The sequence below is a fragment of the Streptomyces atratus genome, from assembly GCF_900119365.1.
GTDB lineage: Bacteria > Actinomycetota > Actinomycetes > Streptomycetales > Streptomycetaceae > Streptomyces > Streptomyces atratus_B.
In genome coordinates this window covers 55,486-78,180 of record NZ_FPJO01000007.1, presented here as the reverse complement: position 1 = coordinate 78,180, position 22,695 = coordinate 55,486, and the positions used below count along the sequence as shown (strand labels likewise).

Sequence of the window (22,695 nt, the reverse complement as noted above, 5' to 3'; positions counted from 1 at the left end):
GTCCGTCTCGGGGTGGAGCCCGTCCGTGCTCAGCCGCGCCACGGCAGCTCGGCCGTGATCCGGGTCGGGCCGCCCTGCGGGGAGTCCACGACCAGGACGCCGTCCACCGCGTCCAGCCGCTCGGTCAGCCCGGCGAGCCCGTTGCCCGACGACGCATCGGCGCCGCCGCGCCCGTCGTCGGTGACCTGGAGCATCAGCCGGTCCGCCGCCCGCCACACGTCGACCGAGGCGCGGGTCGCCCGTGCGTGCTTGCTCACGTTCTGCAGCAGCTCGGAGACGGTGAAGTACGCGATGCCCTCGATCGCCTGGGCCGGCCGGGAGGCCAGATCCACCTCGACCGTGACGGGGACGGTGCAGCGGGAGGCGATGGCGGAGAGTGCGGCGTCGAGGCCGCGGTCGGTGAGGACGGCGGGGTGGATGCCGCGGGCGAGGTCGCGGAGTTCCTGGAGGGCGACCTTGACCTCGCCGTGGGCCTCGTCGACCATGCGGGCGGCGGCCTCGGGGTCGTCGGTCAGCTTCTCCTTCGCCAGGCCCAGATCCATGGCGAGGGCGACGAGGCGGGCCTGGGCGCCGTCGTGTAGATCGCGTTCGATGCGGCGCAGGTCGGCGGCGGCCGTGTCGACGACCACCCCCCGGTCCGACTCCAGCTCCGAGACGCGGGTCGCCAGCCGGGACGGCCCGAGCAGCCCGGCGACCATGACCCGGTCCACGCTCACCAGACCACGGATGATCCACGGCGTGACGAGGACGAACACCAGGCCGAACGCGCTGGTCAGGGCCATCTCGACGGAGGAGTCGAGGCGGATCTCGTGGGCCCGGTCGCTGTACAGCTGAATGCCGCCTCGACCCGTGTACGCCGGGAAGACCCAGCGCCACAGCGGGTAGGTGAACGCCGTCCACCCGACCGACCAGAACGTCACCGCGACGGAGAAGGCGAAGATCGCCCACGGCATGTGCAGCAGGGTGTAGAGCAGATGCCGCCAGGACGCCCCGCTCTTGAGGATCGCGCCCACCCAGGACATCAGTCCGCCGGTCCGGCCGCGGGCCGGCGCCGGGGCCGCCACGTCCATCTTCAACAGTCCGCGCGCCCGTGCCCGTTCCATCGCGCCGAAGCCGCGGCACATGGCCAGCGCACCGGCCAGGACCGGCACCCCGAGGAAGGTGATCAGCAGGCCGACGCCCAGCGTCGTCAGGGTGATCGAGAGGCTGAACAGGACGATGCTGATCGGCAGGCTCAGCAGCAGATACGTGAACTCGCGCCAGGTCCTGCCCTCGACGGGCGCGCGCAGCGCGGCGGGGAAGAAGTGCTTCACCGGGGGTCGGTCCCCGAAGCCGGCCCCGGACCGCTGGTGGTCCCGAGTCTCCGGTCCGTATGCCATGGCCATGGGCGCTGTCCGTTTCTTCTCATCTGCATCAGCTGTTGCCGTCATGACAAGGGTGCTGTTTCGCGGGGCGGCCCACCATGAGGGGGCCATCCCTCTTCGGCCGGGGGTTTTCCCCACCGTGGAGGGGTGCCATACGGCCCTGCACGGGCTGCGCTCGGCGGCGCACGGCCGGGGGAGGCCGGCGGTGCACGGCCGGGGGCTAGCGGCGCACGGCCGCCCCCGTACCCTTCGGGTCCTTGCCCGTCCGCTGCTCACGGTCCCGCCAGGGCAGTTCCGCGGTGACGGTCGTGGGTCCGCCGACCGGTGAGTCGAGGACGAAGAGTCCGTCGACGGCGCCCAGCCGCTCGGCCAGCCCCGCCATTCCCGTACCGCCGTCCATCCGGGCCCCGCCCTGTCCGTCGTCGGTGACCTGGAGCAGCAGCCGGTCCCCGGCGCGCCACACCTCGACCGAGGCCGAACGCGCCGCGCTGTGCTTGCTCACGTTCTGCAGCAGCTCGGAGACGGTGAAGTACGCGATCCCCTCGATCGCCTCCGCCGGACGCCCCGGCAGGTCCACGCTCACCGTGACGGGGACGGTGCAGCGGGAGGCGATGGCGGAGAGTGCGGCGTCGAGGCCGCGGTCGGTGAGGACGGCGGGGTGGATGCCGCGGGCGAGGTCGCGGAGTTCCTGGAGGGCGACCTTGACCTCGCCGTGGGCCTCGTCGACCATGCGGGCGGCGGCCTCGGGGTCGTCGGTCAGCTTCTCCTTCGCCAGGCCCAGGCCCATGGCGAGGGCGACGAGGCGGGCCTGGGCGCCGTCGTGCAGATCGCGTTCGATGCGGCGCAGGTCGGCGGCGGCCGTGTCGACGACCACCCCCCGGTCCGACTCCAGCTCGGCGATCCGGCGCTCCAGCTCGTCGGAGGGTGAGAGCAGCCCGCGCACCATCGACCGGTCCACATTGCTGAGGAGCCGTGCGATGTGCGGGAGCACCGGCCACAGCACGATGAGGCTCACGAGCGTCACCACGAAGCTGAGCACGCCCCAGGGCAGCCGGATGAAGGAGTACAGCGCGGCCCGCCAGCCCACCGGGTCCTTGAGGCTCGTCCACAGCCAGGGGAAGAACCCCTTCTCCCGGCGGGACAGATCCATCGGGCTCGGCTCGTCGACCCGTATCCCGAGCATCGCCCGCGCCCGGCCCCGCTCGGCCTTGCCGACCAGCCGCGCCCCGTGCAGCCCGAGGGCGAGCAGGGGCAGACCGATCACCGTGACCGCAAGCCCCACGCCGACGGCGGTCATCAACACCGTGTAAACAAACCCGACGACGACCATGGGGAGATTGGCCAGGAGATGGCCGATCTCCTTCCAGGTCCAGCGGTCGGGGATGATGCGGGCGGGCGGTGGCCGGTCGTTGTCGGGCACCTGGGGGCTCATGGTCATGGGCCCCAGCCTGCCGGGCCGGACCGCCGCACGCCATGGGGCTCATGGGTGAGGCGAAGTAGGGATAACCCCACCTCATGTCCGACGCTGCCGCTTACCCTCTCTTTAACAGGGCCTAGACTCCCGTGCGTACAGATCACCGGACGGATTCGAGGGAGCGAGGGGCGGACGTGACGGACCTGCCGGAATCGACCGTTCTCGCGTCGGACTACTTCCACGGTTATTCAGTGGTCGGACTGCTCGCCGTGATCGGCGTGCTGTTCGTCGCCGTCGCCTTCGGGGCCGGCCGACTGCTGCGCCCCGTGGTCCCGACGCCGGAAAAGCTCCTGACATACGAGTGCGGCGTGGACCCGGTGGGTGAAGGATGGGCACATACCCAGGTCCGTTATTACGTCTATGCCTTCCTGTACGTGATCTTCGCCGTCGACTCGATCTTCCTGTTTCCGTGGGCGACCGTATTCGCCGCTCCCGGATACGGAGCGACGACGCTGGTCGAAATGTTCATCTTCCTCGGTTTCCTGGCCGTAGGACTGCTCTACGCATGGAAGAAGGGCGTCCTCGAATGGACGTGACCAGCCCGCAGGCCGACGGGGGATCCGAGCCGCAGCCCGTACCGACCTTCCTGCCGGAGCCCAAGCGACTCGGCGTCCTGTCGCGCCTGGCGCCCGAGCCGATGAAGGTGGTCCTGAACTGGGGCCGCCGCTACAGCCTCTGGGTCTTCAACTTCGGGCTCGCCTGCTGCGCGATCGAATTCATCGCCGCCTCCATGGCCCGGCACGACTTCATCCGGCTCGGCGTGATCCCGTTCGCGCCCGGGCCGCGCCAGGCCGACCTCATGATTGTTTCCGGCACGGTGACCGACAAGATGGCCCCGGCGGTGAAGCGGCTGTACGAGCAGATGCCGGAGCCCAAGTACGTCATCTCCTTCGGCGCCTGCTCCAACTGCGGCGGCCCGTACTGGGACTCGTACTCCGTGACCAAGGGCGTCGACCAGATCATCCCGGTCGATGTCTACGTACCCGGCTGCCCGCCCCGGCCGGAGGCGCTCCTCCAGGGCATCCTCAAGCTCCAGGAGAAGATCGCCCGCGAGTCACTGGGGGAGCGGTACGCGACGGGTGGCAGCCGTCCCTCCACCGCCGCCCTGCGCAGTGGTCTGGTCGCGCCCCCGCAGGCCCCGTCCCAGGCTCCGGCTCCGGGGGAGGACAACGCATGACCACCAGCCCCGCCGACGCCTACGACCGCCTGCCGGACGCCGCCGCCGAGCTGTTCGGCGAGGACGCGACGGCAGAGTACGCGTACGACCTGCTGACCGTCGACGTACCGGCGGCCTCCTGGATCGCGGCCCTCGAAACGGCCCGCGACGGGCTGGGCTGCACGTATTTCGACTGGCTGAGCGCGGTCGACGAGCCGGGCACCGGATTCCGGGTCTGCGCCCATGTCGCGGCCCTGGCCGCGGGCAGGGTGCGCCGGCTCATGATCCGTACGACCGTCCCGCACGAGGCGGCGGTCCTGCCCACCGCCATCGACGTCTACGCGGGCGCCGCCTGGCACGAGCGCGAGACGCACGAGATGTTCGGCATCGGCTTCGAGGGCCACCCGCACCTGGTGCCGCTGCTGCTGCCCGAGGGCTTCGAGGGCCATCCGCTGCGCAAGGACTTCGTGCTGGCGGCGCGCGTCGCGAAGGCGTGGCCCGGCGCGAAGGAGCCCGGCGAGTCGGAGCACGGCGGCCCGAAGCGGCGCACGATGCTGCCGCCCGGCGTCCCCGACCCGAACGACTGGGGCCCCCTGAAGGGCCAGCTCCCGCCCGCCCCGTCCCGCCCGGCCCGCACCCCGCGAGCGGCGGGTGACCGCCCGGTGCGCCGCACCCGCAGCGCGAGCGAGGGCTCGGCCGCCCAGCGGACGGCGGCGGCAGCGACAGCCCCGGACGCAGGCACGGAGCCGGGGACGGGCACGGGCACGGGCGCGGAGCCGACACCTCGGACCACGACCCCGCGCCGCACCCGCAGCGCCTCCCAGGGCTCGGCGAGCCAGCAACCGAAGACGCCACAGCCGGAACCGGGTAAGGAGCCGGGCGCCGGGACGGGCGCCGAGCCGCGCACGGCCCCCGGGACGGCGGAGCCGAGTTCCGGAGCCGGCGACGCCCCGTGGCACCACGCCCGCCCGGCCTTCGACACGGACACCGACAAGGGCACCGACAAAGACGCCGGCCCCACCCCCGGTCCCACCCCCGACCCCGACACCACCCCCGACCGACCCGCCGGAGGCGATACCGCGTGAACGACGTACTGGACGTCGCCCTCCGCCTCGTCATCGTCTTCGCCGTGTTCATGGTCCTCCCGCTCGTCGTCGGGCAGACCGAGCACAAGGTGATGGCCCATATGCAGGGCCGCCTCGGCCCCATGTACGCCGGCGGCTTCCACGGCTGGGCCCAGCTCGTCGCGGACGGCGTGAAATTCGCGCAGAAGGAAGACATCGTCCCGGCCGGGGCCGACCGCCGGATCTTCCAGCTCGCACCAGCCGTCGCGCTGCTCCCGTACCTCCTCGTGCTCGTCGCCATCCCGATCGGCCCCGGTGAGGGCGCGGTCGGCCAGGTCGTCGACGCGGGCATCTTCTTCGTGCTCGCCGTCATGGGCGTGGGAGTGCTCGGCTCACTGATGGCCGGCTGGGCATCGGCGAACAAGTTCTCCCTCCTCGGGGGCCTGCGCACCGCCGCCCAGCTGCTCGCGTACGAGCTGCCGATGCTGCTCGCCGCCGCCTCCGTCGCGATGGCGGCCGGCACCGTCTCCCTCCCGGGCATCCTCGACGCCTTCGAGTGGTGGTGGCTGCCCTGGCAGATCGTCGGCGCACTGGTCTTCTTCGTGGCCGGACTCGCCGAGCTGCAACGCCCGCCGTTCGACATGCCGGTCGCCGACTCGGAGATCATCTTCGGCGCGTACACCGAGTACACCGGCCTGCGCTTCGCCCTGTTCCTGCTCGCCGAGTACGCGGGCATCGTCGTGCTGTGCGGGCTGACCACCGTGCTCTTCCTCGGCGGCTGGCACGGCCCGTTCGGCGCCGACGGACTCGGCTGGGTCTGGACGCTCCTCAAGACCGCGGTCCTCGCCTTCGTCGTCATCTGGCTGCGGGTGTCCTACCCCCGGCTCCGCGAGGACCAGCTGCAGAAGCTCGCCTGGACCACGCTCATCCCGCTCGCTCTCGCGCAGATCGCGCTCACCGGCATCGTGAAGGTGGCGATCAGCTGATGCCTCCGATCCCCGGCTCCGGACTGGCCAAGGGCCTGGCCGTCACCCTGCGGACGATGACGAGAAAGACGGTCACCGCGCAGTACCCGGACGTCCAGCCCGAGCTCCCGCCCCGCTCCCGGGGCGTCATCGCGCTGTTCGAGGAGAACTGCACGGTCTGCATGCTCTGCGCCCGCGAGTGCCCCGACTGGTGCATCTACATCGACTCCCACAAGGAGACGGTGCCCGCCGCCATCCCGGGCGGCCGCGAGCGCAGCCGCAACGTCCTCGACCGCTTCGCCATCGACTTCTCGCTCTGCATGTACTGCGGTATCTGCATCGAGGTGTGTCCTTTCGACGCGCTGTTCTGGTCACCGGAGTTCGAGTACGCGGAGACGGACATCCTCGAACTCACCCATGAGCGCGACAAGCTCCGCGAGTGGATGTGGACGGTGCCTGAACCGCCCGCGCTCGACCCGGGCGCCGAGGAGCCGAAGGAGATCGCCGCCGCCCGCAAGACGGCGGAGAAACTCGAAGCCCAGCGCGCCCAGGAAGCCCAGCAGGCTCAGCAAGCCCAGCAGAACCAGAGGGAAGCGGAGGGGGAGGAGTGACACTCGCAGCTGCCGCGGCCCACTCCGGCTTCCTCTCCCCGACCGGCGTCGAGATCGCCTTCGTCCTCGTCGGCATCGCCACCCTCGGCGCGGCCCTCGTCACCGTCACGACCAAGCAGCTGGTGCACGCCGTGCTCTGGCTGGTCGTGGCGCTCGGGGGTCTCGCCGTCGAGTACCTCCTGCTCACCGCGGAGTTCATCGCCTGGGTGCAGGTACTGATCTACGTCGGTTCCGTGGTCGTCCTCCTGCTCTTCGGGCTGATGCTCACCAAGGCCCCCATCGGCCGTTCCCCGGACGCCGACTCGGGCAACCGCTGGGCGGCCCTCGCCGTGGCGGCCGCCTCCGCGGGCGCGCTCGTCTGGGTCGTCGTCGACGCCTTCCGCACCACCTGGATCAACCTGGACGGACCCGCCCAGGGCTCGACCGAGGCGACCGGCTCCTTCCTCTTCCGGCACTGGGTGCTGCCGTTCGAAGCACTCTCCGTCCTGCTGCTCGCCGCCCTCGTCGGCGCGATCGTCCTGTCCCGCAAGCGCGGTAAGGAGCAGAGCTGATGCACCTCGCCTATCCCGCCGTGCTCGCCGCCCTCCTCTTCTGCACCGGGCTGTACGGAGTGCTCGCCCGTCGCAACGCGATCCTGGTCCTGATGTCCGTCGAGCTGATGCTCAACGCCGTCAACCTCAACCTGGTCGCCTTCGATGTCTGGCTCCGCGACACCCTGCACGCCGGCCAGGCCCTCACCCTCTTCACCATCGCCATCTCGGCGGCGGAGATCGGCATCGGCCTGGCGATCGTCCTCGCCGTGTACCGCAACCGCGGCAGCTCGGACGTCGACCGCCTCCGCGACACCGCCGAGACCGACGCCGCCGAAGCCCTGCCGGACGACGAGTCCGGCACCGAAGACCAGGCCACTGCTGCGGCAGGGAAGGCAAAGAAGGCAGAGGCCACCGCGTGACCACCACGACCCTCGCCGTCCTCGTCCCCCTCCTTCCTTTCCTGGGCGCCGCGGCCGGTCTCCTGCTCTGCCCGCCCGTCTCCCGCCACCGCCCCGAGACGGGGCTTCGCGCGCTTCTCTTCGCCCCCGGCTTCGTGCGGCCCCTCGCCGTACTGCCCACCCTCCTAGCCACCGTCCTCGCGGCCGTCGTCGCCGCACGCCAGGGCGGCGGCCGGGCCATCGACGCCGCGACCCAGCTCACCCCCACCGGCTCGGTCCCGATCGACCTCGCCCTGCACCTCGACGGCTTCGCGGTCCTCGTCGCCGTCCTGGTCGGGCTCGTCGCGAGCTGTGTGCAGATCTACTCGACCGCCTATCTGCGCGACGACCCCCGCTACCCCTCGTACGCGGCCCTCGTCTCCCTCTTCACCTCCGCGATGCTGCTCGTCGTCTACTCGGGCGACCTGATGGTGCTGCTGGTCGGCTGGGAGATCATGGGCATCTGCTCGTACTTCCTCGTCGGCCACTACTGGGAGACGCCCGAAGCCCGCGCCGCCTCCCTCAAGGCCTTCCTGGTCACCAAGCTCGGCGACGTCCCCTTCCTGATCGGTCTGTTCGCGCTCGCCGCCGACACCGGCACCTTCCGCATCACCGGCATCCTGGCCGCCGTCGCCAACGGTGGCCTGGACCACCCCACCCTCATCGCCCTGCTGCTCCTCGCGGGCGTCGCCGGAAAGTCCGCGCAGTTCCCCCTGCACACCTGGCTGCCCGACGCGATGGCCGGCCCCACCCCCGTCTCCGCGCTCATCCACGCCGCGACGATGGTCGCCGCCGGCATCTACTTCGTGGCCCGGCTCCTCCCCGTCTTCGCCCAGTCCGGCGCGGCCCTCGTCGTACTCGCCGTCATGGCGGCGATCACGATGATCGGTTCGGGACTCGCCGCCCTCGCCCAGGACGACATCAAGCGGGTCCTCGCCTACTCGACGATCGGCCAGCTCGGCTACATGGCCGGTGCCCTGGCCGTCGGCGACCGGGGGGCCGCCGTCTTCCACCTCCTCTCCCACGGTGCGTTCAAGGCCGTCCTCTTCCTCGCGGCCGGCGTCGTCATCCACGCCGCCGGGACCAACTCGCTGGCCGCCATGTCCCGTATGGGCGGCCTGACGAAGCGCATCCCGGACGCCTACTGGACGATGACCGTCGCCCTGCTCGCGCTCGCCGCCATCCCCCCGTTCGCCGGCTTCTTCTCCAAGGAAGCCGTCCTCGTCGCCGCCGAGCACACCGCGCTCGGGGACCGGCACGTCGCCCCGGCCGCCGCCGGCTGGACCGTACTCGTCGCCGGACTGCTCGCCGCCGTCCTCACCGCCGCCTACGCCACCCGCCTCTGGCTCCTCGCCTTCCGGGGCCGCGGCGCCGAGGCCCCCGACCACGGCAGGCAGCCCGTCGCGATGACCGCCGTCCTCTGGGTCCTCGCCGTCCCCACCATCGCCTTCGGGCTGACCGTCGGTGCGATCACCGACTGGTTCGACGGACACGGCCTCACCCCGACCGTGACCACCGCCGTCCTCTCCACGGGCGTCGGCCTCATCGGCGGCCTCGTCACCTACGGCGCCTGGCGCCACACCTCGGCGCTCGCCGCCCGCACCACCGTCGGCACCGTCGTCGCCCACCCCGACGCCGAACCCGCCCTCATCGAGGCCCAGGCCATGACGGCACACACCGCCGCCTACGGAGCCGACGGGGACGCCCCCGACCCGGCCGACCCGGGCCGCCTGCTGCTCGGCCCGCTCCACCACCACGCAGCCGCCGGCTTCCACCTCGACGCCCTGTACACGGCGCTGTTCGTCCGCCCCGTCCAGGCCGCGGCGAGCCTCGTCCGCTTCCTGGACCGCGAGGTCGTCGACACCTACGTACGCGGCTCCGGAGCCGTCGCACGCGGGCTCGGCACCGCCGTCCGCCGCGCCCAGACCGGCAACGTGCAGACCTACCTCAGCGCACTGCTCGCCGGTTCGCTGGTCCTGGCGATCGCCGCCGTCGTCTTCGCCAACGTCAACGCCGGGTCGTGAGCCGTGATCGATATCAGTGAATCCGTGATGCAGTTCCTTCTCGCGTTCATCGTCGTCATCCCGCTCGTCGGCGCCGTGGCCGCTCTTCTGCCGGCCCCGCCCGGACTGAAGGGATCCGGCCCCGACCAGGCCGTGCTCCGCCACGGCGTGACCGTGACCGGCGCGGTCCTCGTCGCCGCGATCGTCCTCGCCGCAGGCTTCGACCACGACCACCCGTCGAAGATGCAGGCCACCACCGACATCAGCTGGATCCCGGCGCTCGACGTCCGCATCCATCTCGGCATCGACGGCATCTCGCTCCCCCTTCTCGTACTGACCGCGCTGCTGACCTTCCTCTGCGCGCTCTACAGCTACTTCAAGCTGCCCGCGGGCCCCTCCCCGAAGGCCTTCGTCGCTCTCCTGCTCGTCCTGGAGTCCGGCACCCTCGCGACCTTCGCCGTCCTCGACCTGCTGCTGTTCTTCCTGGCGTTCGAGATGGTGCTCATCCCGATGTACTTCCTCATCGCCCGCTGGGGCGGCGCGCAGAGGCAGGCCGCCGCCTGGAAATTCATCCTCTACACACTGCTCGGCTCGGTCGTCATGCTGCTGGGCCTGCTCCTCGTCGGACTGAAGAGCGGCACCTTCGACATGGTGGCACTCGCCACTGACAACGGCCGTGGGCTCACCACGTCCGTGCAGGTCATCGCCGTTCTGGCGATCGGCATCGGGCTCGCCGTGAAAACCCCGATGTGGCCGCTGCACAGCTGGCTGCCGGACGCCCACACCGCGGCCCCGACCGTCGGCTCGGTGCTCCTCGCGGGCGTCCTGCTGAAGATGGGCACGTACGGATTCGTCCGCATTCTTCTCCCCATCACCCCCGACGGGATGCACACCTTCGCGCCCTACCTCGCCGCTTTCGCGGTCGTCGGCATCATCTACGGATCACTGGCCTGCCTGGCGCTGGTCCGCCCCGGCTCCAAGGGCGACCTCAAGCGCCTGATCGCGTACTCCTCCGTCGGGCACATGGGCTTCGTGCTCCTCGGCATCGCGAGCATGACCCCCACCGGAGTCAACGGCGCGCTCTTCGCCAACATCGCCCACGGCCTCATCACCGGCCTGCTGTTCTTCCTGGTCGGAGCGGTCAAGGACCGGTACGGCACCGCCGACCTCGACACCCTCTCCGGGGCCACCGGAGCCGCGCTCTACGGCCGGGCCCCCCGCCTCGGCGGCCTCCTCGCCTTCGCCGCCGTCGCCTCCCTGGGCCTGCCGGGCCTCGCCGGATTCTGGGGCGAGATGCTCGCCCTGTTCGGCTCCTTCGACCCCGCCGACGGCCTCAGCCGGCCCGCCTTCCTCACCTTCATGTCGATCGCCGCGTTCGGCACCCTGCTCACCGCCGCGTACATGCTCATGGTCGTACGCCGGGTCTGCATGGGCGAGAAGCGCGAGGAGCCGCAGCTCGCCGACGTCCAGACGTACGAGTTCGCCGCCTGGACCCCGCTCGTCGCGCTCACCGTCCTCGCCGGTCTGTGGCCCGCCGTCCTCCTCGGCCTCACCGACCCGGCCGTGCAGAAGCTCCTCGCAGGAGGCAAGTCGTGACCCCAGCCGTCGTCACCGCGGGCGCCGCCGCCCCGGACCTCGTCACCACCGCGGCCGAGAGCACCACCAGCCTCATCCAGTCCGTCGACTGGCTCGCGATCGCGCCCCCGGTCGTCGTCGCGGCCATGGCCCTGATCGTCCTGGTCACCGACCTCTTCCTGCCCGAGCGGCGCAAGCCGCTCCTCGGCGCGCTGGCCATCGCCGGGCTCGTCGCCGCCCTGGCCCTCCTCGTCCCGCTGCGCGACGGCAACCGCTCCACCTTCTGCATCGACGGGGCCGCCACCGGACCCGGCTCCGCAGGCGCCTGCAGCTACACCGCCGACCACTTCGCCCTGGTCATCCAGGCCCTCGTGCTCGGCGGCGCCCTGCTCACCGCGCTGCTGTCGCTCGGCGACACCCGCAGGCTCCCCGCCGGCGAGTTCTGGTTCCTGCTGCTGTCCTCCGCGTCCGGCGCCGCGCTGCTGCCCGCCGCCCGCGACCTCGCCACCCTCGTCGTCGCCCTCGAAGTCGCCTCGCTGCCCGCCTTCGCGCTCGTCGGCATCAAGCGCGGCGACCGGCGGTCCTCCGAGGCCGCCCTGAAGTTCTTCCTCTCCTCCGTCGTCGCGACCGCCGTCATGCTGCTCGGCGTCAGCTTCGTGTACGCGACCACCGGCACCCTGCACCTCACCGAGATCGCCGCACGGCTGGACGACGTACCCGGTCAGCTCGACACCCTCGCCAAGGCGGGCGTCGCCCTCACCCTGGTCGGCTTCGCGTTCAAGACGGCCGCCGCGCCCTTCCACTTCTGGGTCCCCGACACCTACGTCGGCGCCCCCCTGCCGATCGCCGCCTACCTCTCGGTCGTCGGCAAGGCGGTCGGTTTCTCCGGCCTCATCCTCGTCACCGTGATCGCCTTCCCGGCGTACGCCGACGTCTGGGGACCGGCCCTCGCCGTCCTCGCCGCGCTCACCATGACGATCGGCAACGTCGCCGCCCTGCGCCAGAACGCCGGCCGGGCCCGCAGCGCGGTGCGCCTGCTCGCCTGGTCGTCCGTCGCCCAGGCCGGCTACCTCCTGGTGCCGATCGCGTCCGCCGCGTACTCCAGCGACGAGCACATCGGCTCCACCGTCGCGTACGCCCTCATGTACGCCGTCGTGAACCTCGGGGCCTTCGCGGTCGCCGCCCTGGTCGCCCGCACCAGCCCCGGCAACCGGATCACCGACTACCGCGGCCTGTACGCCACCCGCCCGCTCGCCGCCCTGGCGATGGCCTTCTTCCTGCTCTGCCTGGCCGGCCTGCCGCCCGGCATCATCGGCCTCTTCGCCAAGGTCACGGTCTTCTCCGCAGCCGTCGACGCCGGACTCGGCTGGCTCGCCGTCGTCATGGCCGTCAACGTCGTGATCGCGCTCTACTACTACCTCCAGTGGACCGCGACGCTCTTCCGCGCCCCGGAGAAGGCCTCGGAGGAAACCCCGGCGGCGGCCCGCGAAGAGACCCCGGCGGACGGTGCCGTACGCGCCCCCACCGGGCACGGAGCCCCGGCCTCCCTCACCGTCGCGATCGCGCTCACCGCCGCGGCCGGCGTGGTGCTCTCGGGCGCCCCGCAGACAGTCCTCAGGTTCGCCGCCGTCAATCTCTTCTGACATACCGAAGATCGGTTTGCCCGGAACGGTACGTACAGGGCATGGTCTTGCCCGCACACCCCCCACACGTACGCATTCCAGAGGAGCAAGAGCAGTGCTGAACGGGTTCAAGGACTTCATCCTGCGCGGAAACGTCATCTCCATGGCCATCGGACTGGCCGTCGGAGCGGCGTTCACCGCAGTCGTCACCGGCTTCAGCACGGCCTTCATCACCCCGCTGATCGGCCTCGCGACCGGATCGGTCGGCGACTTCAGCTCGGCGCAGTTCTCGGTCGAGGGCGCCATCTTCCCGTACGGGAAGTTCCTCGCCGCCGCCATCGCGTTCCTGATCACCGCCGCCGTCCTCTACTTCGGCGTCGTGGTTCCCATGGCGAAGGTCCAGAACCGTTTCGCCAAGGCGGAGAAGGTCGACATCAAGGCCGCCGTGCGCGACTGTCCCCGCTGCTACACCGAGATCCCGGCCATCGCCTCCCGCTGCGCCCACTGCACCAGCGAGATCAAGCCGGACCCCGAGGCCCTCGAGGTCGTCGGCCTCCCCACCCAGCGCTGAGCCACCGGAGACCGGACCGGTACGCGCACGGCCACTGACCCGTACGGCCCAGAGCCTGATCCGGCACGCAAGTGCCGGACAGGCCGGTCCTGCGGCGGCACGCACAAGGGAACTAGCTCTTCTCGCCTGGCGTTGACCCGTACGGGAGGCTCCACTGAGGGAGTGGAGACCACCAAGCAAAGGGTTCCCCTGCCGCACCACTTGGAGGGCGTACCGTGCACCGCCGGCACAACGGGCTGAGAACCGCCGTACTCCTCGGGGGCCTGTCCGCACTCATCATCGTCATCGGAAGCTTTTTCGGACGTACGGGCCTGATCGTCGCGCTCCTCGTAGCCGTCGGCACCAACGCCTACGCGTACTGGAACAGCGACAAGCTGGCGCTCAGAGCCATGCGGGCCCGCCCCGTCAGCGAGTTCGAGGCACCACAGCTCTACCGCATGGTCCGCGAGCTCTCCACCGCCGCCCGCCAGCCCATGCCCCGGCTCTACATCTCCCCGACGCAGGCACCCAACGCCTTCGCCACCGGCCGCAACCCGCGCAACGCCGCGGTCTGCTGCACCGAGGGCATCCTGCAGATCCTGGACGAGCGGGAGCTGCGCGGCGTCCTGGGACACGAGCTGAGCCATGTCTACAACCGGGACATCCTGATCTCGTCCGTCGCCGGAGCGCTCGCCTCCGTCGTCATGTTCCTGGTCAATTTCGCGTGGCTGATCCCGGTGGGCCGGTCCAACGACGACGACGGCCCAGGAATCCTCGGGATGCTCCTGATCATGATCCTCGGCCCGGTCGCGGCCTCCGTCATCCAGCTGGCCGTCAGCCGCTCCCGGGAGTACGAGGCGGACGCTTCCGGCGCCCAGCTGACCGGCGACCCGCTGGCCCTGGCCAGTGCCCTGCGCAAGCTCGACGCGGGAACGAAACAGCTCCCGCTCCCCCCGGAGCCGAGGATCGAGACCGCGAGCCACATGATGATCGCGAACCCGTTCCGCCCCGGCCAGGGCGTGTCCAAACTGTTCTCGACGCACCCGCCCATGGCGGAGCGCATCGCCCGGCTGGAGCAGATGGCGGGCCCCCGCCCCTGAAGACCCCCGCCCAGGCTCGTACGAGCGGCCCCGGACTCCTCGTCCGGGGCCGCTCGCGTCGTTCAGCGGGCGCCGAAGGCCTCGTCGCTCGGAACCACCTCGCGGCCCAGCGGCATCAGCGAGATCGGGATCATCTTCAGGTTCGCCCAGCCGAAGGGGATACCGATGATCGACACGAACAGCGGGATGCTGGTGATCAGGTGCCCCAGCGCCAGCCACCACCCGGCGAAGACGAGCCAGATCACATTCCCGACGCAGGACGGCGCACCCGCGTCGGGCCGTTCCACCGTCGTCCGCCCGAACGGCCACAGCACGTAACCGGCGATCCTCAGGGACGCGATGCCGAACGGAATCGTCACGATCAGCACGAAGCAGATGATCGCGGCGACGAGGTAGCCGAGGGCCATCCAGAACCCGCAGAACACCACCCACAGGATGTTCAGGATCAGCTGTATGAGCTTCATGGTCACTCGCCTTCCGGGGGTGTTGCCCGTCGTCGTCGCCCTGCATGGTCAGTATCAGCCCAGGTCACGGACAGGAGTAACCGGAGCGAGCCCGTGGAGTGACCGTCCCGCCGGCCACGCCCGACGTCCGTGCCGTCATTCACCATGAACGCAGGAACGGCACCGAGCAGTTGCCCGTAGCCGCCGGGAAGACCCCCCGCACCGGGAGGACCACCCCCCCCGAGGCCCCCAGGCCCCCCGGGGACGCCGCGCGCAACCACGTCACGGGCAGGAACGTCTTGGATTCCAGGAACGAGTGACGGGTAGGTTCGCACGCATGAGCATTATCGGATGGATCATTCTCGGACTGGTGGCCGGAGTCATCGCCAAGGTCCTGCTCCCGGGCCGCGACCCGGGTGGCCTGGTCGGCACCACCCTCATCGGGATCGTCGGCGCCTTCCTCGGCGGCTGGATATCGTCGCGCTTCCTGGACCGCCCCATTTCCAACGACTTCTTCGACATGGCCACTTGGGTCGCCGCCATCGGTGGTTCTCTGGTCCTGCTGATCGCCTACCGGCTGCTGTTCGGGAACTCCCGCGAACGCCGCTGAAGCCCGCTGCCGAAGGTGCTCAGCCCGGTCTCGCGCAGGGTCACATTGAGCCGGCCGCGGCTCATCCCCGATGCGGGATCGGCGGTCCCGGGGAAGACCTTCGGCACGCCGTGGAACGCGAAACGTGACGGCCCGCCGAAGACGAACAGATCGCCGGAGGCCAACTCCACGTCCGTATAGGGCCTTCCGCGGTTCTCCGTGTTGCCGAAGCGGAAGACGCAGGTGTCGCCGATGCTGAGCGACACCACCGGAGCACCGGACCGCTCCTCCTTGTCCTGGTGCATGCCCATCCGCGCCGCCCCGTCGTAGAAGTTGACGAGCGCGGTGTCCGGCGCGTACGTCCGTACCGGGCTCTCGTCCCCGTACGCCGCCGCCAGCGCCTCGCGCCCCAACTCCGCCAGCCAGCCGGGGAAGTCTGCCACCCGCGCACCGTTCACGTCGTCGGCCGTGCGCGAATAGCGGTACGGCTGCCAGTGCCATCCCACACAGACCGTCTGTACGGACATCACCCCGCCGCCCGGCAGGGCCGTGTGCCGCAGCGGCACGGGCCCGCGCGCCCACTCCCGGCAGGCCGCCACCAACTCCCGCTGCCGCTCCTGCGGCAGCCACTCGGGCACATGCACGGCCCCCGGCGCGACGACGGCGCGAGGCCTCGGGAAGAGCCCGGACATCTCAGCGCACCGCCAGGACGCCTTCCAGCCCCAGCAGCCGCTCCTTGCGCTCCAGACCGCCCGCGTACCCCCGCAGCGCCCCGTCCGCGCCGATCACCCGGTGGCACGGCCGCACGATCAGCAGCGGATTGCGCCCGATCGCCGTCCCCACGGCCCGTACCCCCGCCGCCGAGGTGCCGACGCGGTCGGCGATCTCGCCGTACGACACGGTCTCCCCGTACGGGACGGTGTCCAGGGCGGCCCACACCCGGCGCTGGAAGTCGGTGCCCACGCCGTCCGCGTACGCGATGTCGAAGCGGGTCAGCCGCCCCGCGAAGTACTCCCGCAGCTGGGCGGCGATCCCCGCGAAGGCCTCCGGTGCGTGGACCCACCCGTCCTGGACGACCGCGGCGCCCTTCTGGCCGGGCAGCGAGAGCGAGGCGAGCGCCACCCCGCCGGTGGCCTCCTCGCCGACCAGCAGCAGTTCACCCAGCGGGCTGTCGACCGTTGCGTACATGGTCATGACTCGTCCCTTTCCTGCACGTCATGCCGGGATTCGACCGGATCGTCGCCCGACACGGACAAGTCTGCGTGCCCCGCACCGTCGCGACCGGCGATTTTCGGACATCGCACCCCGGGTGCGGAGCGGCGCGTCCCGCTCCGCACACCGAAAAGGCGGGACCTACCGGTAGTTCACGAACTGCACGGCGAAGTCGAAGTCCTGGCCCTTCAGCAGCGCCTGCACGGCCTGCAGGTCGTCCCGGCTCTTCGAGCTGACCCGCAGCTCGTCGCCCTGGACCTGGGCCTTGACGCCCTTGGGACCCTCGTCGCGAATGATCTTCGCCACCTTCTTGGCGTTCTCCTGGGAGATGCCCTCCTCGATGGTGGCGAAGATCTTGTACTCCTTGCCGGACAGCTGCGGCTCGCCCGCGTCCAGCGACTTCAGTGAGATGCCGCGCTTGATCAGCTTGGACTGGAAGATGTCGAGGATCGCCTTGACCCGCTCCTCGCCGTTCGCCTCCATCAGGATCTTCTCGCCGGACCAGGAGATCGAGGCGTTGGTGCCCTTGAAGTCGTAACGCTGCGAGATTTCCTTGGCGGCCTGGTTGAGGGCGTTGTCGACCTCCTGCCGCTCGACCTTCGAGACGATGTCGAAACTGGAGTCGGCCATGACGTGTGGCTCCTTGTATCGGGGATGCGGAAACGGGGGTGCATACAGATGGCGGCGGGCCTGCCGGCCCCGCGACGCCGATCAAAGCCTAAACGGGACAGCCTTTGGCCACCCGCGCCCGATCGGGCCGCTGATCAATCCGGTGGCGAAGCACCCCCGGGCATCGGGTATCGTTTACGTCGTTGCCAGAGAGCACCGCCGAAAAGCGGGTCTCACGGCAGCAATCCCCGGCGGTGTGCCCGAGTGGCCAAAGGGAGCAGACTGTAAATCTGCCGGCTCAGCCTACCCAGGTTCGAACCCTGGCGCCGCCACATGGTAAGGCCCCTGTCTCAGGCAGGGGCCTTCTTTGTTTTCTGTTGCGAGGGGCCGCGAACATGGAATCCGTACTGGTCAGCGCCTGCCTGCAGGGAGTGCCCTGCCGCTTCGACGGCCGGGGCAAGGCCTCCGACGCGGTGACCGCGGCCATCGGCGACCGCCGCCCCGTGGCCTTCTGCCCCGAGGTCTCCGCCGGACTGCCCACCCCGCGCCGCCCCGCCGAGATCACCGGCGGCGACGGCCACGACGTACTGGACGGCCGTGCCCGCGTCGTCGACGACAGCGGGCACGACGTGACGGAGGAGTTCGTGGACGGCGCGGAACGGGCCCTGGAGGCCGCGCGCCGGACCGGGTGCACCGAGGCGCTGCTGATGGCGCGCAGCCCTTCCTGCGGGCGCGGAACGGTCTACGACGGTACGTTCACGGGCGCGCTCCGCGAGGGCGACGGCGTCACCGCCGCGCTGCTGGAGCGCCACGGCATCACCGTCCGCCCGGCACCGGGCGCCTGATCCCGAAGGGCCCCCGCCCGGTCAGTTCCCCGCGATGTCCTTCACCGCGACCGACACCGGCACGTTCCCCGAGATGAGTTCCAGCGTCAGGCCCGCCGTCGCCGGGGTCTCCAGCAGCTCCAGCAGCGCTGCCGCCACGTCGTCGCGCGGCACCGGCCCCCGCCCGGTCGACGCGGTCAGCAGGACTTCCCCCGTGCCCGCGTCGTTCGTCAGCATGCCGGGGCGCAGGATCGTCCAGTCGAGCGTGGATGACCTGGAGCGCACATACGCGTCCGCGGCGCCCTTGGCCCGCAGATACGCGTCGAAGACCTCGTCGCCCCGATGGTCGGGGTCGGCGCCCATCGACGAGACCACGACGTAGCGCCGTACGCCCGCCCGTTCCGCCGCGTCCGCGAACAGCACCGCCGCCCCGCGGTCCACCGTCTCCTTGCGTGCCGAGCCGCTGTCCGGGCCCGCACCGGCCGCGAAGACCGCCGCGTCGGCGCCCTGCAGCACCTGTGCCACCTCCTCCACGGAGGCGGATTCGAGGTCCAGGACCACCGGCTCGGCACCCGCCGCCCGGAGGTCCTCGACCTGGTCCGGATTGCGGATGACGCCCACGGCTTCGTCCCCGCGCGCGGCGAGCAGCCGCTCCAGCCGCAGCGCGATCTGACCATGTCCACCTGCAATGACAATGCGCATGCTCACGACCGTACGCCGCGACGGCCCACCGCGCTCAGGGCCCGCCGCACGGACCGGAACCCGGCCTTCCCTGGCGAGGCAGATCGAGGGCGACGACGGTCTCGGATTCGCAGTACTCGCGCACCGCGCTCGTCCGCGCCACCACCCGGCCGCGATGTACCACGATCCGGCTGTACGCGAGCGAGAGCGCGCCGGGGAGCTGGTCCCCGCGCACGGCCAGGAGCTCGGCCGGGAAGCCCGCCTCGACCCTGACCCCGGGCAGCCCCGTCGCCGCCCTGGCGACCGAGGACACCGCCTCGTACGCCTCCGTGGCGGGCAGTGCGTGCTGCGAGGCGAGTAGATAGGCGGCCTCCAGGGGGTCACCGCGGCCCACGGGGTTCGCGACGTCCCGCAGCGCCCCGCTGCCCGCCGCGACCCGCACCCCGGCCGACCGCAGCAGCCGTACGGGCGCGGTGCCCCGGTCCTCCACGCCGCAACAGCCGCCCTGAGGGAGGCAGATGACCGTCACCCCGGCCGCGGCCAGCTGGTCGGCGGCGCGGCCCGCGGCCTGCGGGGGAAGCCGGGAGAGGCCGGCGCACGGGCCGAGGGAGACGCCGGGCCGCAACCCTCCGGCCATGGCGGCCAGCCGGCCGAGCCGGGCCGGATCGTCGCCGTCCGTGTGCAGATCGACCGGGCAGCCCTGCTCGGCGGCGACCTCCAGGACGGCCTCCGCGTACCCCGCCGGGTCCGGGTCGAGGTCAGGGCAGCCGCCGACCGCGTCGGCCCCCAGCTTCACCGCGTCGCGCAGCATGGCCAGGTTGTCGGCGCCCGCGACGCCGGTGAGCAGCCGGGGCACGGCGACCGTGGTCAGATCGGCCAGACCGCGCAGCGAGTGGCGTGCCTGGAGCACGGCTTCGAGCGAGGCGAGGCCCTGGACGTCCCCGATCCGCACGTGCGAGCGCAGCGCCGTGGCGCCGTGCCCGAGCTGCAGCAGGGCGGCCTCGGTGGCGCGGCGGCGGATGTCCTCCGGGCGGTGCGACACCGGTCCGGGGGCGTCGGGGCCGGTGCCGCCGGCGGTGAGCGCGGTGTCGCTGTGGGCGTGGGGGTCGGCGGGGGCGGGAAGCAGCAGATAGCCGCGCAGGTCCAGTCGCGGACCGGATGCGGTCAGGCTGCCCGCGGTGCCGACGGCCTCGATGCGGCCGCCGCCGAGCCGTACGTCCACGACGCGGCCGTCGGTGAGACGGGCGCCGCAGAGCACCAGGCCGTTCCCGGCCGGGTCGGCGGTGTCGGGACTGCTGGTCGGCCCGGCCGCGTCGGCGGCGTGGTCGTCCGGCTGCCACGGCTGGCTGTCGGGCATCGCGCTCCAGGGAAAGGGACAAGATCACGCAGAGTGAGTCGAGCCTAGGGGCGTGTTCGGCCAGGTTCGAGGAGGAGCGAAATAGTCGTACCGGTGTGGCCCTGGGGGCGCGTGGGGCGGCGGTGTGCGGCCGTGGCGGCGGTGCCCCGTGGGGAGGCCGAGGCGCCGCTCGGGCGGCCGACGGGCGGTCCCGGGGCCCGTCGGCCGCCCGAGCGGCGGGGTACCGATCAAGGCCGGTGGGCGGGGCTCCGAAACGGATTTGGGCGATCGGCGAGAGACCGTGTAATGTCTTCATCGCTCGCCCCAATAGCTCAGTCGGTAGAGCGTCTCCATGGTAAGGAGAAGGTCTGCGGTTCGATTCCGCATTGGGGCTCTGGTGATCGGGAAACCCCGCTTCGGCGGGGGGACTCATTCATCAAAGCGGTGTAGCTCAGTCGGTAGAGCAAGCGGCTCATAATCGCTGTGTCACCGGTTCAAGTCCGGTCACCGCTACTTACGGTAGCCGATTGTGGGGTCGGTCCTTCGATCGGCTACTCTTTTTTGCGTTCATCCGTCCATCCGTCCGTCCAAGGAGCACTCACGTGGCTGCCACCGACGTCCGCCCGAAGATCACGCTGGCCTGCGTGGAGTGCAAGGAGCGGAACTACATCACCAAGAAGAACCGGCGTAACAACCCGGACCGTCTTGAGATGAAGAAGCACTGCCCGCGCTGCAACTCGCACACCGCGCACCGCGAAACGCGCTGAATCAGGCTCGTACACGAGGCCGTCCCCACTGGGGGCGGCCTCGTGTCGTTGTATTAAGGCTGTTCTTCGGCCTGTTCATCTTTCATCAGGAGGTAGCGAGCCCATGGCGCTCGACCAGTCCTTCGTCGGGCGGACCTATCCGCCCACCCCGCCGTACGAGGTCGGCCGGGAGAAGATCCGCGAGTTCGCCGAGGCGGTGGGCGACCCGAATCCGGTGTACGTCGACCCGGAGGCCGCCAAGGCGTTCGGCCACAGCGATGTGATCGCGCCGCCGACTTTCGTCTTCTCGATCACCTTCAAGGCCGCCGGGCAGGTGGTGCAGGATCCGCAGCTGGGCCTGGACTACAGCCGGGTGGTGCACGGTGACCAGAAGTTCGCCTATGTGCGCCCCGTCCGGGCGGGGGACCGGCTGACGGTCACCTCGACGATCGAGGGCATCAAGTCCTTGGCGGGCAACGACATCCTGGACATCCGCGGCGAGGTCCACGACGAGTCCGGTGAGCACGTCGTGACCGCGTGGACGAAGCTGGTGGCGCGCGCCGCCGAGGAGGCGTGATGACGGCGAAGGTCGCATACGAGTCGGTCGAGGTCGGTACAGAGCTGCCGGCGCAGTCCTTCCCGGTGACCCGGGCGGCGCTGGTGCAGTACGCGGGCGCCTCCGGTGACTTCAACCCGATCCACTGGAACGAGAAGTTCGCCCGCGAGGTCGGGCTGCCGGATGTGATCGCGCATGGCATGTTCACCATGGCCGAGGCGATCCGGGTCGTCACGGACTGGGTCGGTGACCCGGGTGCGGTCGTCGAGTACGGGGTGCGGTTCACCAAGCCGGTCGTCGTGCCGAACGACGACGAGGGTGCACTGATCGAGGTCAGCGCCAAGGTCGCCGCCCTGCTGGACGACAAGCAGGTGCGGGTGGACCTGACGGCCATGAGCGAGGGCAAGAAGGTGCTGGGCATGTCCCGCGCCGTGCTGCGGCTCGGCTGAGGCCGTACCGCGCGGGAGGAATGAGGGGCACGGTCCACGGGGCCGTGCCCCTCGTCGACTGGCCGTGGCCAGCGGGCCCCTGATCGGCGGCAGCCTCACCGCACGGCTTCCGCGCGAAGCGCCCCATGCTGCCGATGCGGCTCTTCCGTGACCGCGCGTTCTTCGGGATCAACATGGCGAGCATGCTGATGTTCCTGGGCATGTTCGGGTCGATCTTCCTGCTCAGCCAGTACTTCCAGGGCGTGCTGGGCTACTCGCCCACCGAGGCCGGCCTGCGGATGCTGCCCTGGACCGGAATGCCGATGCTGGTCGCGCCCGTCGCGGGGATACTCTCCGACCGGTTCGGCGGTCGCCCGGTGGTCGTCGCAGGACTCGCCCTCCAGGCGGTCGGTCTCGCGTTCTTCGCGATGGTGATCGCGCCCGACGCCTCGTACGCCTCGCAGCTGCCCGGCCTGATCATCGGCGGGGTCGGCACGGCCCTGTACTTCGCGCCCGCCGCCAGTCTTGTGATGTCCAGCGTCCGCCCCGCGGAGCAGGGCATCGCCTCCGGCGCCAACAACGCCCTGCGCGAGGTCGGCGGAGCCCTCGGGGTCGCCGTGCTCGCCACGGTCTTCTCCTCGCAGGGCGGCTACGGCTCCGCGCGCGCCTTCACGGACGGGACCGTTCCGGCGGTCTGGATCGGCGCCTCGGCGGTGGCCCTGGCCGTCGTCGTCGCCCTGCTGATCCCGCGCCGCCGCAGCACCCCGGCCCCGGAGTCCGCGGTGGCCGAGAAACTTGCCCCCGTCGCCGCCTGAGC

General features: G+C 71.0%; 25 protein-coding genes, 3 tRNA genes and 1 pseudogene. 21 read left to right on the top strand and 8 right to left on the bottom strand.

What is annotated here, in order from left to right:
* Positions 1-29: 29 nt before the first annotated feature.
* Together BT364_RS14685 and BT364_RS14680 are read right to left on the bottom strand one after the other, a co-directional pair.
* A complete protein-coding gene (locus BT364_RS14685) occupies positions 30-1,385 on the bottom strand; it encodes a sensor histidine kinase (protein ID WP_072485593.1) in 1,356 nt (451 codons plus the stop codon).
* Between the two features lie 199 nt (positions 1,386-1,584).
* On the bottom strand, positions 1,585-2,802 hold the full coding sequence (locus BT364_RS14680) for a sensor histidine kinase (protein WP_072485592.1): 1,218 nt from the start codon (positions 2,800-2,802) through the stop codon (positions 1,585-1,587).
* A 170-nt stretch (positions 2,803-2,972) separates the two neighbouring features.
* Between BT364_RS14680 and BT364_RS14675 the strand changes: the two genes are divergently transcribed.
* From BT364_RS14675 to htpX, 12 genes are all read left to right on the top strand, one after another.
* Positions 2,973-3,374 (top strand): NADH-quinone oxidoreductase subunit A, encoded by a 402-nt coding sequence (locus BT364_RS14675; protein WP_072485591.1) that lies wholly within the window; start codon positions 2,973-2,975, stop codon positions 3,372-3,374.
* On the top strand, positions 3,365-4,015 hold the full coding sequence (locus BT364_RS14670) for an NADH-quinone oxidoreductase subunit B (protein ID WP_072485590.1): 651 nt from the start codon (positions 3,365-3,367) through the stop codon (positions 4,013-4,015). The genes BT364_RS14675 and BT364_RS14670 overlap by 10 nt, the downstream gene beginning before the upstream one ends.
* Complete coding sequence (locus tag BT364_RS14665; RefSeq protein ID WP_072485589.1) at positions 4,012-5,079, top strand: NADH-quinone oxidoreductase subunit C; 1,068 nt, start codon at positions 4,012-4,014, stop codon at positions 5,077-5,079. The genes BT364_RS14670 and BT364_RS14665 overlap by 4 nt, the downstream gene beginning before the upstream one ends.
* A complete protein-coding gene (locus BT364_RS14660) occupies positions 5,076-6,044 on the top strand; it encodes a complex I subunit 1/NuoH family protein (RefSeq protein ID WP_072485588.1) in 969 nt (322 codons plus the stop codon). Before BT364_RS14665 ends, BT364_RS14660 begins: the two co-directional genes overlap by 4 nt.
* Positions 6,044-6,634 carry a NuoI/complex I 23 kDa subunit family protein gene (locus BT364_RS14655; RefSeq protein WP_072485587.1) on the top strand — a complete coding sequence of 197 codons (591 nt, stop codon included), beginning with the start codon at positions 6,044-6,046 and terminating at the stop codon, positions 6,632-6,634. The genes BT364_RS14660 and BT364_RS14655 overlap by 1 nt, the downstream gene beginning before the upstream one ends.
* Positions 6,631-7,185, top strand: coding sequence for an NADH-quinone oxidoreductase subunit J family protein (locus BT364_RS14650; RefSeq protein WP_072485586.1), 555 nt, complete (start codon positions 6,631-6,633; stop codon positions 7,183-7,185). Before BT364_RS14655 ends, BT364_RS14650 begins: the two co-directional genes overlap by 4 nt.
* Complete coding sequence (nuoK, locus tag BT364_RS14645; RefSeq protein ID WP_072485585.1) at positions 7,185-7,586, top strand: NADH-quinone oxidoreductase subunit NuoK; 402 nt, start codon at positions 7,185-7,187, stop codon at positions 7,584-7,586. The genes BT364_RS14650 and nuoK overlap by 1 nt, the downstream gene beginning before the upstream one ends.
* Positions 7,583-9,628 (top strand): NADH-quinone oxidoreductase subunit 5 family protein, encoded by a 2,046-nt coding sequence (locus BT364_RS14640; RefSeq protein WP_072485584.1) that lies wholly within the window; start codon positions 7,583-7,585, stop codon positions 9,626-9,628. The genes nuoK and BT364_RS14640 overlap by 4 nt, the downstream gene beginning before the upstream one ends.
* Positions 9,629-9,655: 27 nt before the next feature.
* Positions 9,656-11,203: a complex I subunit 4 family protein gene (locus BT364_RS14635; RefSeq protein WP_072485583.1), complete on the top strand. Its 1,548-nt coding sequence runs from the start codon at positions 9,656-9,658 to the stop codon at positions 11,201-11,203.
* A 74-nt stretch (positions 11,204-11,277) separates the two neighbouring features.
* Positions 11,278-12,825, top strand: coding sequence for an NADH-quinone oxidoreductase subunit N (locus BT364_RS14630; protein ID WP_256259825.1), 1,548 nt, complete (start codon positions 11,278-11,280; stop codon positions 12,823-12,825).
* Positions 12,826-12,919: 94 nt separating this feature from the next.
* The gene (locus tag BT364_RS14625) at positions 12,920-13,375 is read left to right on the top strand and encodes an MscL family protein (RefSeq protein ID WP_072485581.1); all 456 of its coding nucleotides are present in this window, start codon (positions 12,920-12,922) and stop codon (positions 13,373-13,375) included.
* A gap of 215 nt (positions 13,376-13,590) precedes the next feature.
* Positions 13,591-14,454: a zinc metalloprotease HtpX gene (htpX, locus tag BT364_RS14620; protein ID WP_072485580.1), complete on the top strand. Its 864-nt coding sequence runs from the start codon at positions 13,591-13,593 to the stop codon at positions 14,452-14,454.
* 62 nt (positions 14,455-14,516) lie between these two features.
* Here the strand turns inward: htpX and BT364_RS14615 are convergent, their stop codons facing one another.
* A complete protein-coding gene (locus BT364_RS14615; RefSeq protein WP_072485811.1) occupies positions 14,517-14,918 on the bottom strand; it encodes a YccF domain-containing protein in 402 nt (133 codons plus the stop codon).
* Between the two features lie 316 nt (positions 14,919-15,234).
* Here BT364_RS14615 and BT364_RS14605 point away from each other — a divergent pair, with 316 nt between their 5' ends.
* Positions 15,235-15,507 carry a GlsB/YeaQ/YmgE family stress response membrane protein gene (locus BT364_RS14605; protein ID WP_072485578.1) on the top strand — a complete coding sequence of 91 codons (273 nt, stop codon included), beginning with the start codon at positions 15,235-15,237 and terminating at the stop codon, positions 15,505-15,507.
* Here BT364_RS14605 and BT364_RS14600 read toward each other — a convergent pair.
* The 3 genes from BT364_RS14600 to BT364_RS14590 form a co-directional block, all read right to left on the bottom strand.
* The gene (locus BT364_RS14600; RefSeq protein ID WP_072485577.1) at positions 15,468-16,178 is read right to left on the bottom strand and encodes an alpha-ketoglutarate-dependent dioxygenase AlkB family protein; all 711 of its coding nucleotides are present in this window, start codon (positions 16,176-16,178) and stop codon (positions 15,468-15,470) included. The two genes, BT364_RS14605 and BT364_RS14600, sit on opposite strands and share 40 nt — an antisense overlap.
* Position 16,179: 1 nt before the next feature.
* The gene (locus BT364_RS14595; protein ID WP_072485576.1) at positions 16,180-16,680 is read right to left on the bottom strand and encodes a methylated-DNA--[protein]-cysteine S-methyltransferase; all 501 of its coding nucleotides are present in this window, start codon (positions 16,678-16,680) and stop codon (positions 16,180-16,182) included.
* Positions 16,681-16,839: 159 nt separating this feature from the next.
* A complete protein-coding gene (locus BT364_RS14590; RefSeq protein WP_072485575.1) occupies positions 16,840-17,328 on the bottom strand; it encodes a YajQ family cyclic di-GMP-binding protein in 489 nt (162 codons plus the stop codon).
* Between the two features lie 229 nt (positions 17,329-17,557).
* On the opposite strand from BT364_RS14590, the gene BT364_RS14585 reads away from it, so the two are divergent.
* Together BT364_RS14585 and BT364_RS14580 are read left to right on the top strand one after the other, a co-directional pair.
* Positions 17,558-17,639 (top strand) — tRNA-Tyr (locus tag BT364_RS14585).
* 63 nt (positions 17,640-17,702) lie between these two features.
* A complete protein-coding gene (locus BT364_RS14580; RefSeq protein WP_072485574.1) occupies positions 17,703-18,152 on the top strand; it encodes a 2-thiouracil desulfurase family protein in 450 nt (149 codons plus the stop codon).
* A gap of 21 nt (positions 18,153-18,173) precedes the next feature.
* Here the strand turns inward: BT364_RS14580 and BT364_RS14575 are convergent, their stop codons facing one another.
* Together BT364_RS14575 and BT364_RS14570 are read right to left on the bottom strand one after the other, a co-directional pair.
* The gene (locus BT364_RS14575; protein WP_072485573.1) at positions 18,174-18,833 is read right to left on the bottom strand and encodes an SDR family oxidoreductase; all 660 of its coding nucleotides are present in this window, start codon (positions 18,831-18,833) and stop codon (positions 18,174-18,176) included.
* Between the two features lie 34 nt (positions 18,834-18,867).
* The gene (locus BT364_RS14570) at positions 18,868-20,169 is read right to left on the bottom strand and encodes an amidohydrolase family protein (protein ID WP_072485572.1); all 1,302 of its coding nucleotides are present in this window, start codon (positions 20,167-20,169) and stop codon (positions 18,868-18,870) included.
* 300 nt (positions 20,170-20,469) lie between these two features.
* Between BT364_RS14570 and BT364_RS14565 the strand changes: the two genes are divergently transcribed.
* The 6 genes and pseudogenes from BT364_RS14565 to BT364_RS14540 form a co-directional block, all read left to right on the top strand.
* Positions 20,470-20,542: transfer RNA gene (locus BT364_RS14565), tRNA-Thr, on the top strand.
* 46 nt (positions 20,543-20,588) lie between these two features.
* Positions 20,589-20,661, top strand: a tRNA-Met gene (locus tag BT364_RS14560).
* Positions 20,662-20,750: 89 nt separating this feature from the next.
* A complete protein-coding gene (gene rpmG, locus BT364_RS14555) occupies positions 20,751-20,915 on the top strand; it encodes a 50S ribosomal protein L33 (protein ID WP_003956487.1) in 165 nt (54 codons plus the stop codon).
* Between the two features lie 103 nt (positions 20,916-21,018).
* The gene (locus tag BT364_RS14550) at positions 21,019-21,471 is read left to right on the top strand and encodes a MaoC family dehydratase N-terminal domain-containing protein (RefSeq protein ID WP_072485571.1); all 453 of its coding nucleotides are present in this window, start codon (positions 21,019-21,021) and stop codon (positions 21,469-21,471) included.
* A complete protein-coding gene (locus BT364_RS14545) occupies positions 21,471-21,899 on the top strand; it encodes a MaoC family dehydratase (protein WP_072485570.1) in 429 nt (142 codons plus the stop codon). Before BT364_RS14550 ends, BT364_RS14545 begins: the two co-directional genes overlap by 1 nt.
* Positions 21,900-22,000: 101 nt before the next feature.
* Positions 22,001-22,693 (top strand): annotated as a pseudogene (locus tag BT364_RS14540) (MFS transporter); the annotation flags it as partial.
* Positions 22,694-22,695: the final 2 nt, after the last annotated feature.

Coding starts and splice junctions, on each gene's coding strand:
- BT364_RS14590 (WP_072485575.1), bottom strand. CDS start 17,328: ATGGCCGACTCCAGTTTCGACATCGTCTCGAAGGTCGAGCGGCAGGAG.
- BT364_RS14605 (WP_072485578.1), top strand. CDS start 15,235: ATGAGCATTATCGGATGGATCATTCTCGGACTGGTGGCCGGAGTCATC.
- BT364_RS14665 (WP_072485589.1), top strand. CDS start 4,012: ATGACCACCAGCCCCGCCGACGCCTACGACCGCCTGCCGGACGCCGCC.
- BT364_RS14550 (WP_072485571.1), top strand. CDS start 21,019: ATGGCGCTCGACCAGTCCTTCGTCGGGCGGACCTATCCGCCCACCCCG.
- BT364_RS14635 (WP_072485583.1), top strand. CDS start 9,656: ATGCAGTTCCTTCTCGCGTTCATCGTCGTCATCCCGCTCGTCGGCGCC.
- BT364_RS14655 (WP_072485587.1), top strand. CDS start 6,044: ATGCCTCCGATCCCCGGCTCCGGACTGGCCAAGGGCCTGGCCGTCACC.
- BT364_RS14615 (WP_072485811.1), bottom strand. CDS start 14,918: ATGAAGCTCATACAGCTGATCCTGAACATCCTGTGGGTGGTGTTCTGC.
- BT364_RS14545 (WP_072485570.1), top strand. CDS start 21,471: ATGACGGCGAAGGTCGCATACGAGTCGGTCGAGGTCGGTACAGAGCTG.
- BT364_RS14680 (WP_072485592.1), bottom strand. CDS start 2,802: ATGACCATGAGCCCCCAGGTGCCCGACAACGACCGGCCACCGCCCGCC.
- BT364_RS14595 (WP_072485576.1), bottom strand. CDS start 16,680: ATGACCATGTACGCAACGGTCGACAGCCCGCTGGGTGAACTGCTGCTG.
- BT364_RS14685 (WP_072485593.1), bottom strand. CDS start 1,385: ATGGCCATGGCATACGGACCGGAGACTCGGGACCACCAGCGGTCCGGG.
- BT364_RS14570 (WP_072485572.1), bottom strand. CDS start 20,169: ATGCCCGACAGCCAGCCGTGGCAGCCGGACGACCACGCCGCCGACGCG.
- BT364_RS14600 (WP_072485577.1), bottom strand. CDS start 16,178: ATGTCCGGGCTCTTCCCGAGGCCTCGCGCCGTCGTCGCGCCGGGGGCC.
- BT364_RS14575 (WP_072485573.1), bottom strand. CDS start 18,833: ATGCGCATTGTCATTGCAGGTGGACATGGTCAGATCGCGCTGCGGCTG.
- BT364_RS14580 (WP_072485574.1), top strand. CDS start 17,703: ATGGAATCCGTACTGGTCAGCGCCTGCCTGCAGGGAGTGCCCTGCCGC.
- nuoK (WP_072485585.1), top strand. CDS start 7,185: ATGCACCTCGCCTATCCCGCCGTGCTCGCCGCCCTCCTCTTCTGCACC.
- BT364_RS14670 (WP_072485590.1), top strand. CDS start 3,365: ATGGACGTGACCAGCCCGCAGGCCGACGGGGGATCCGAGCCGCAGCCC.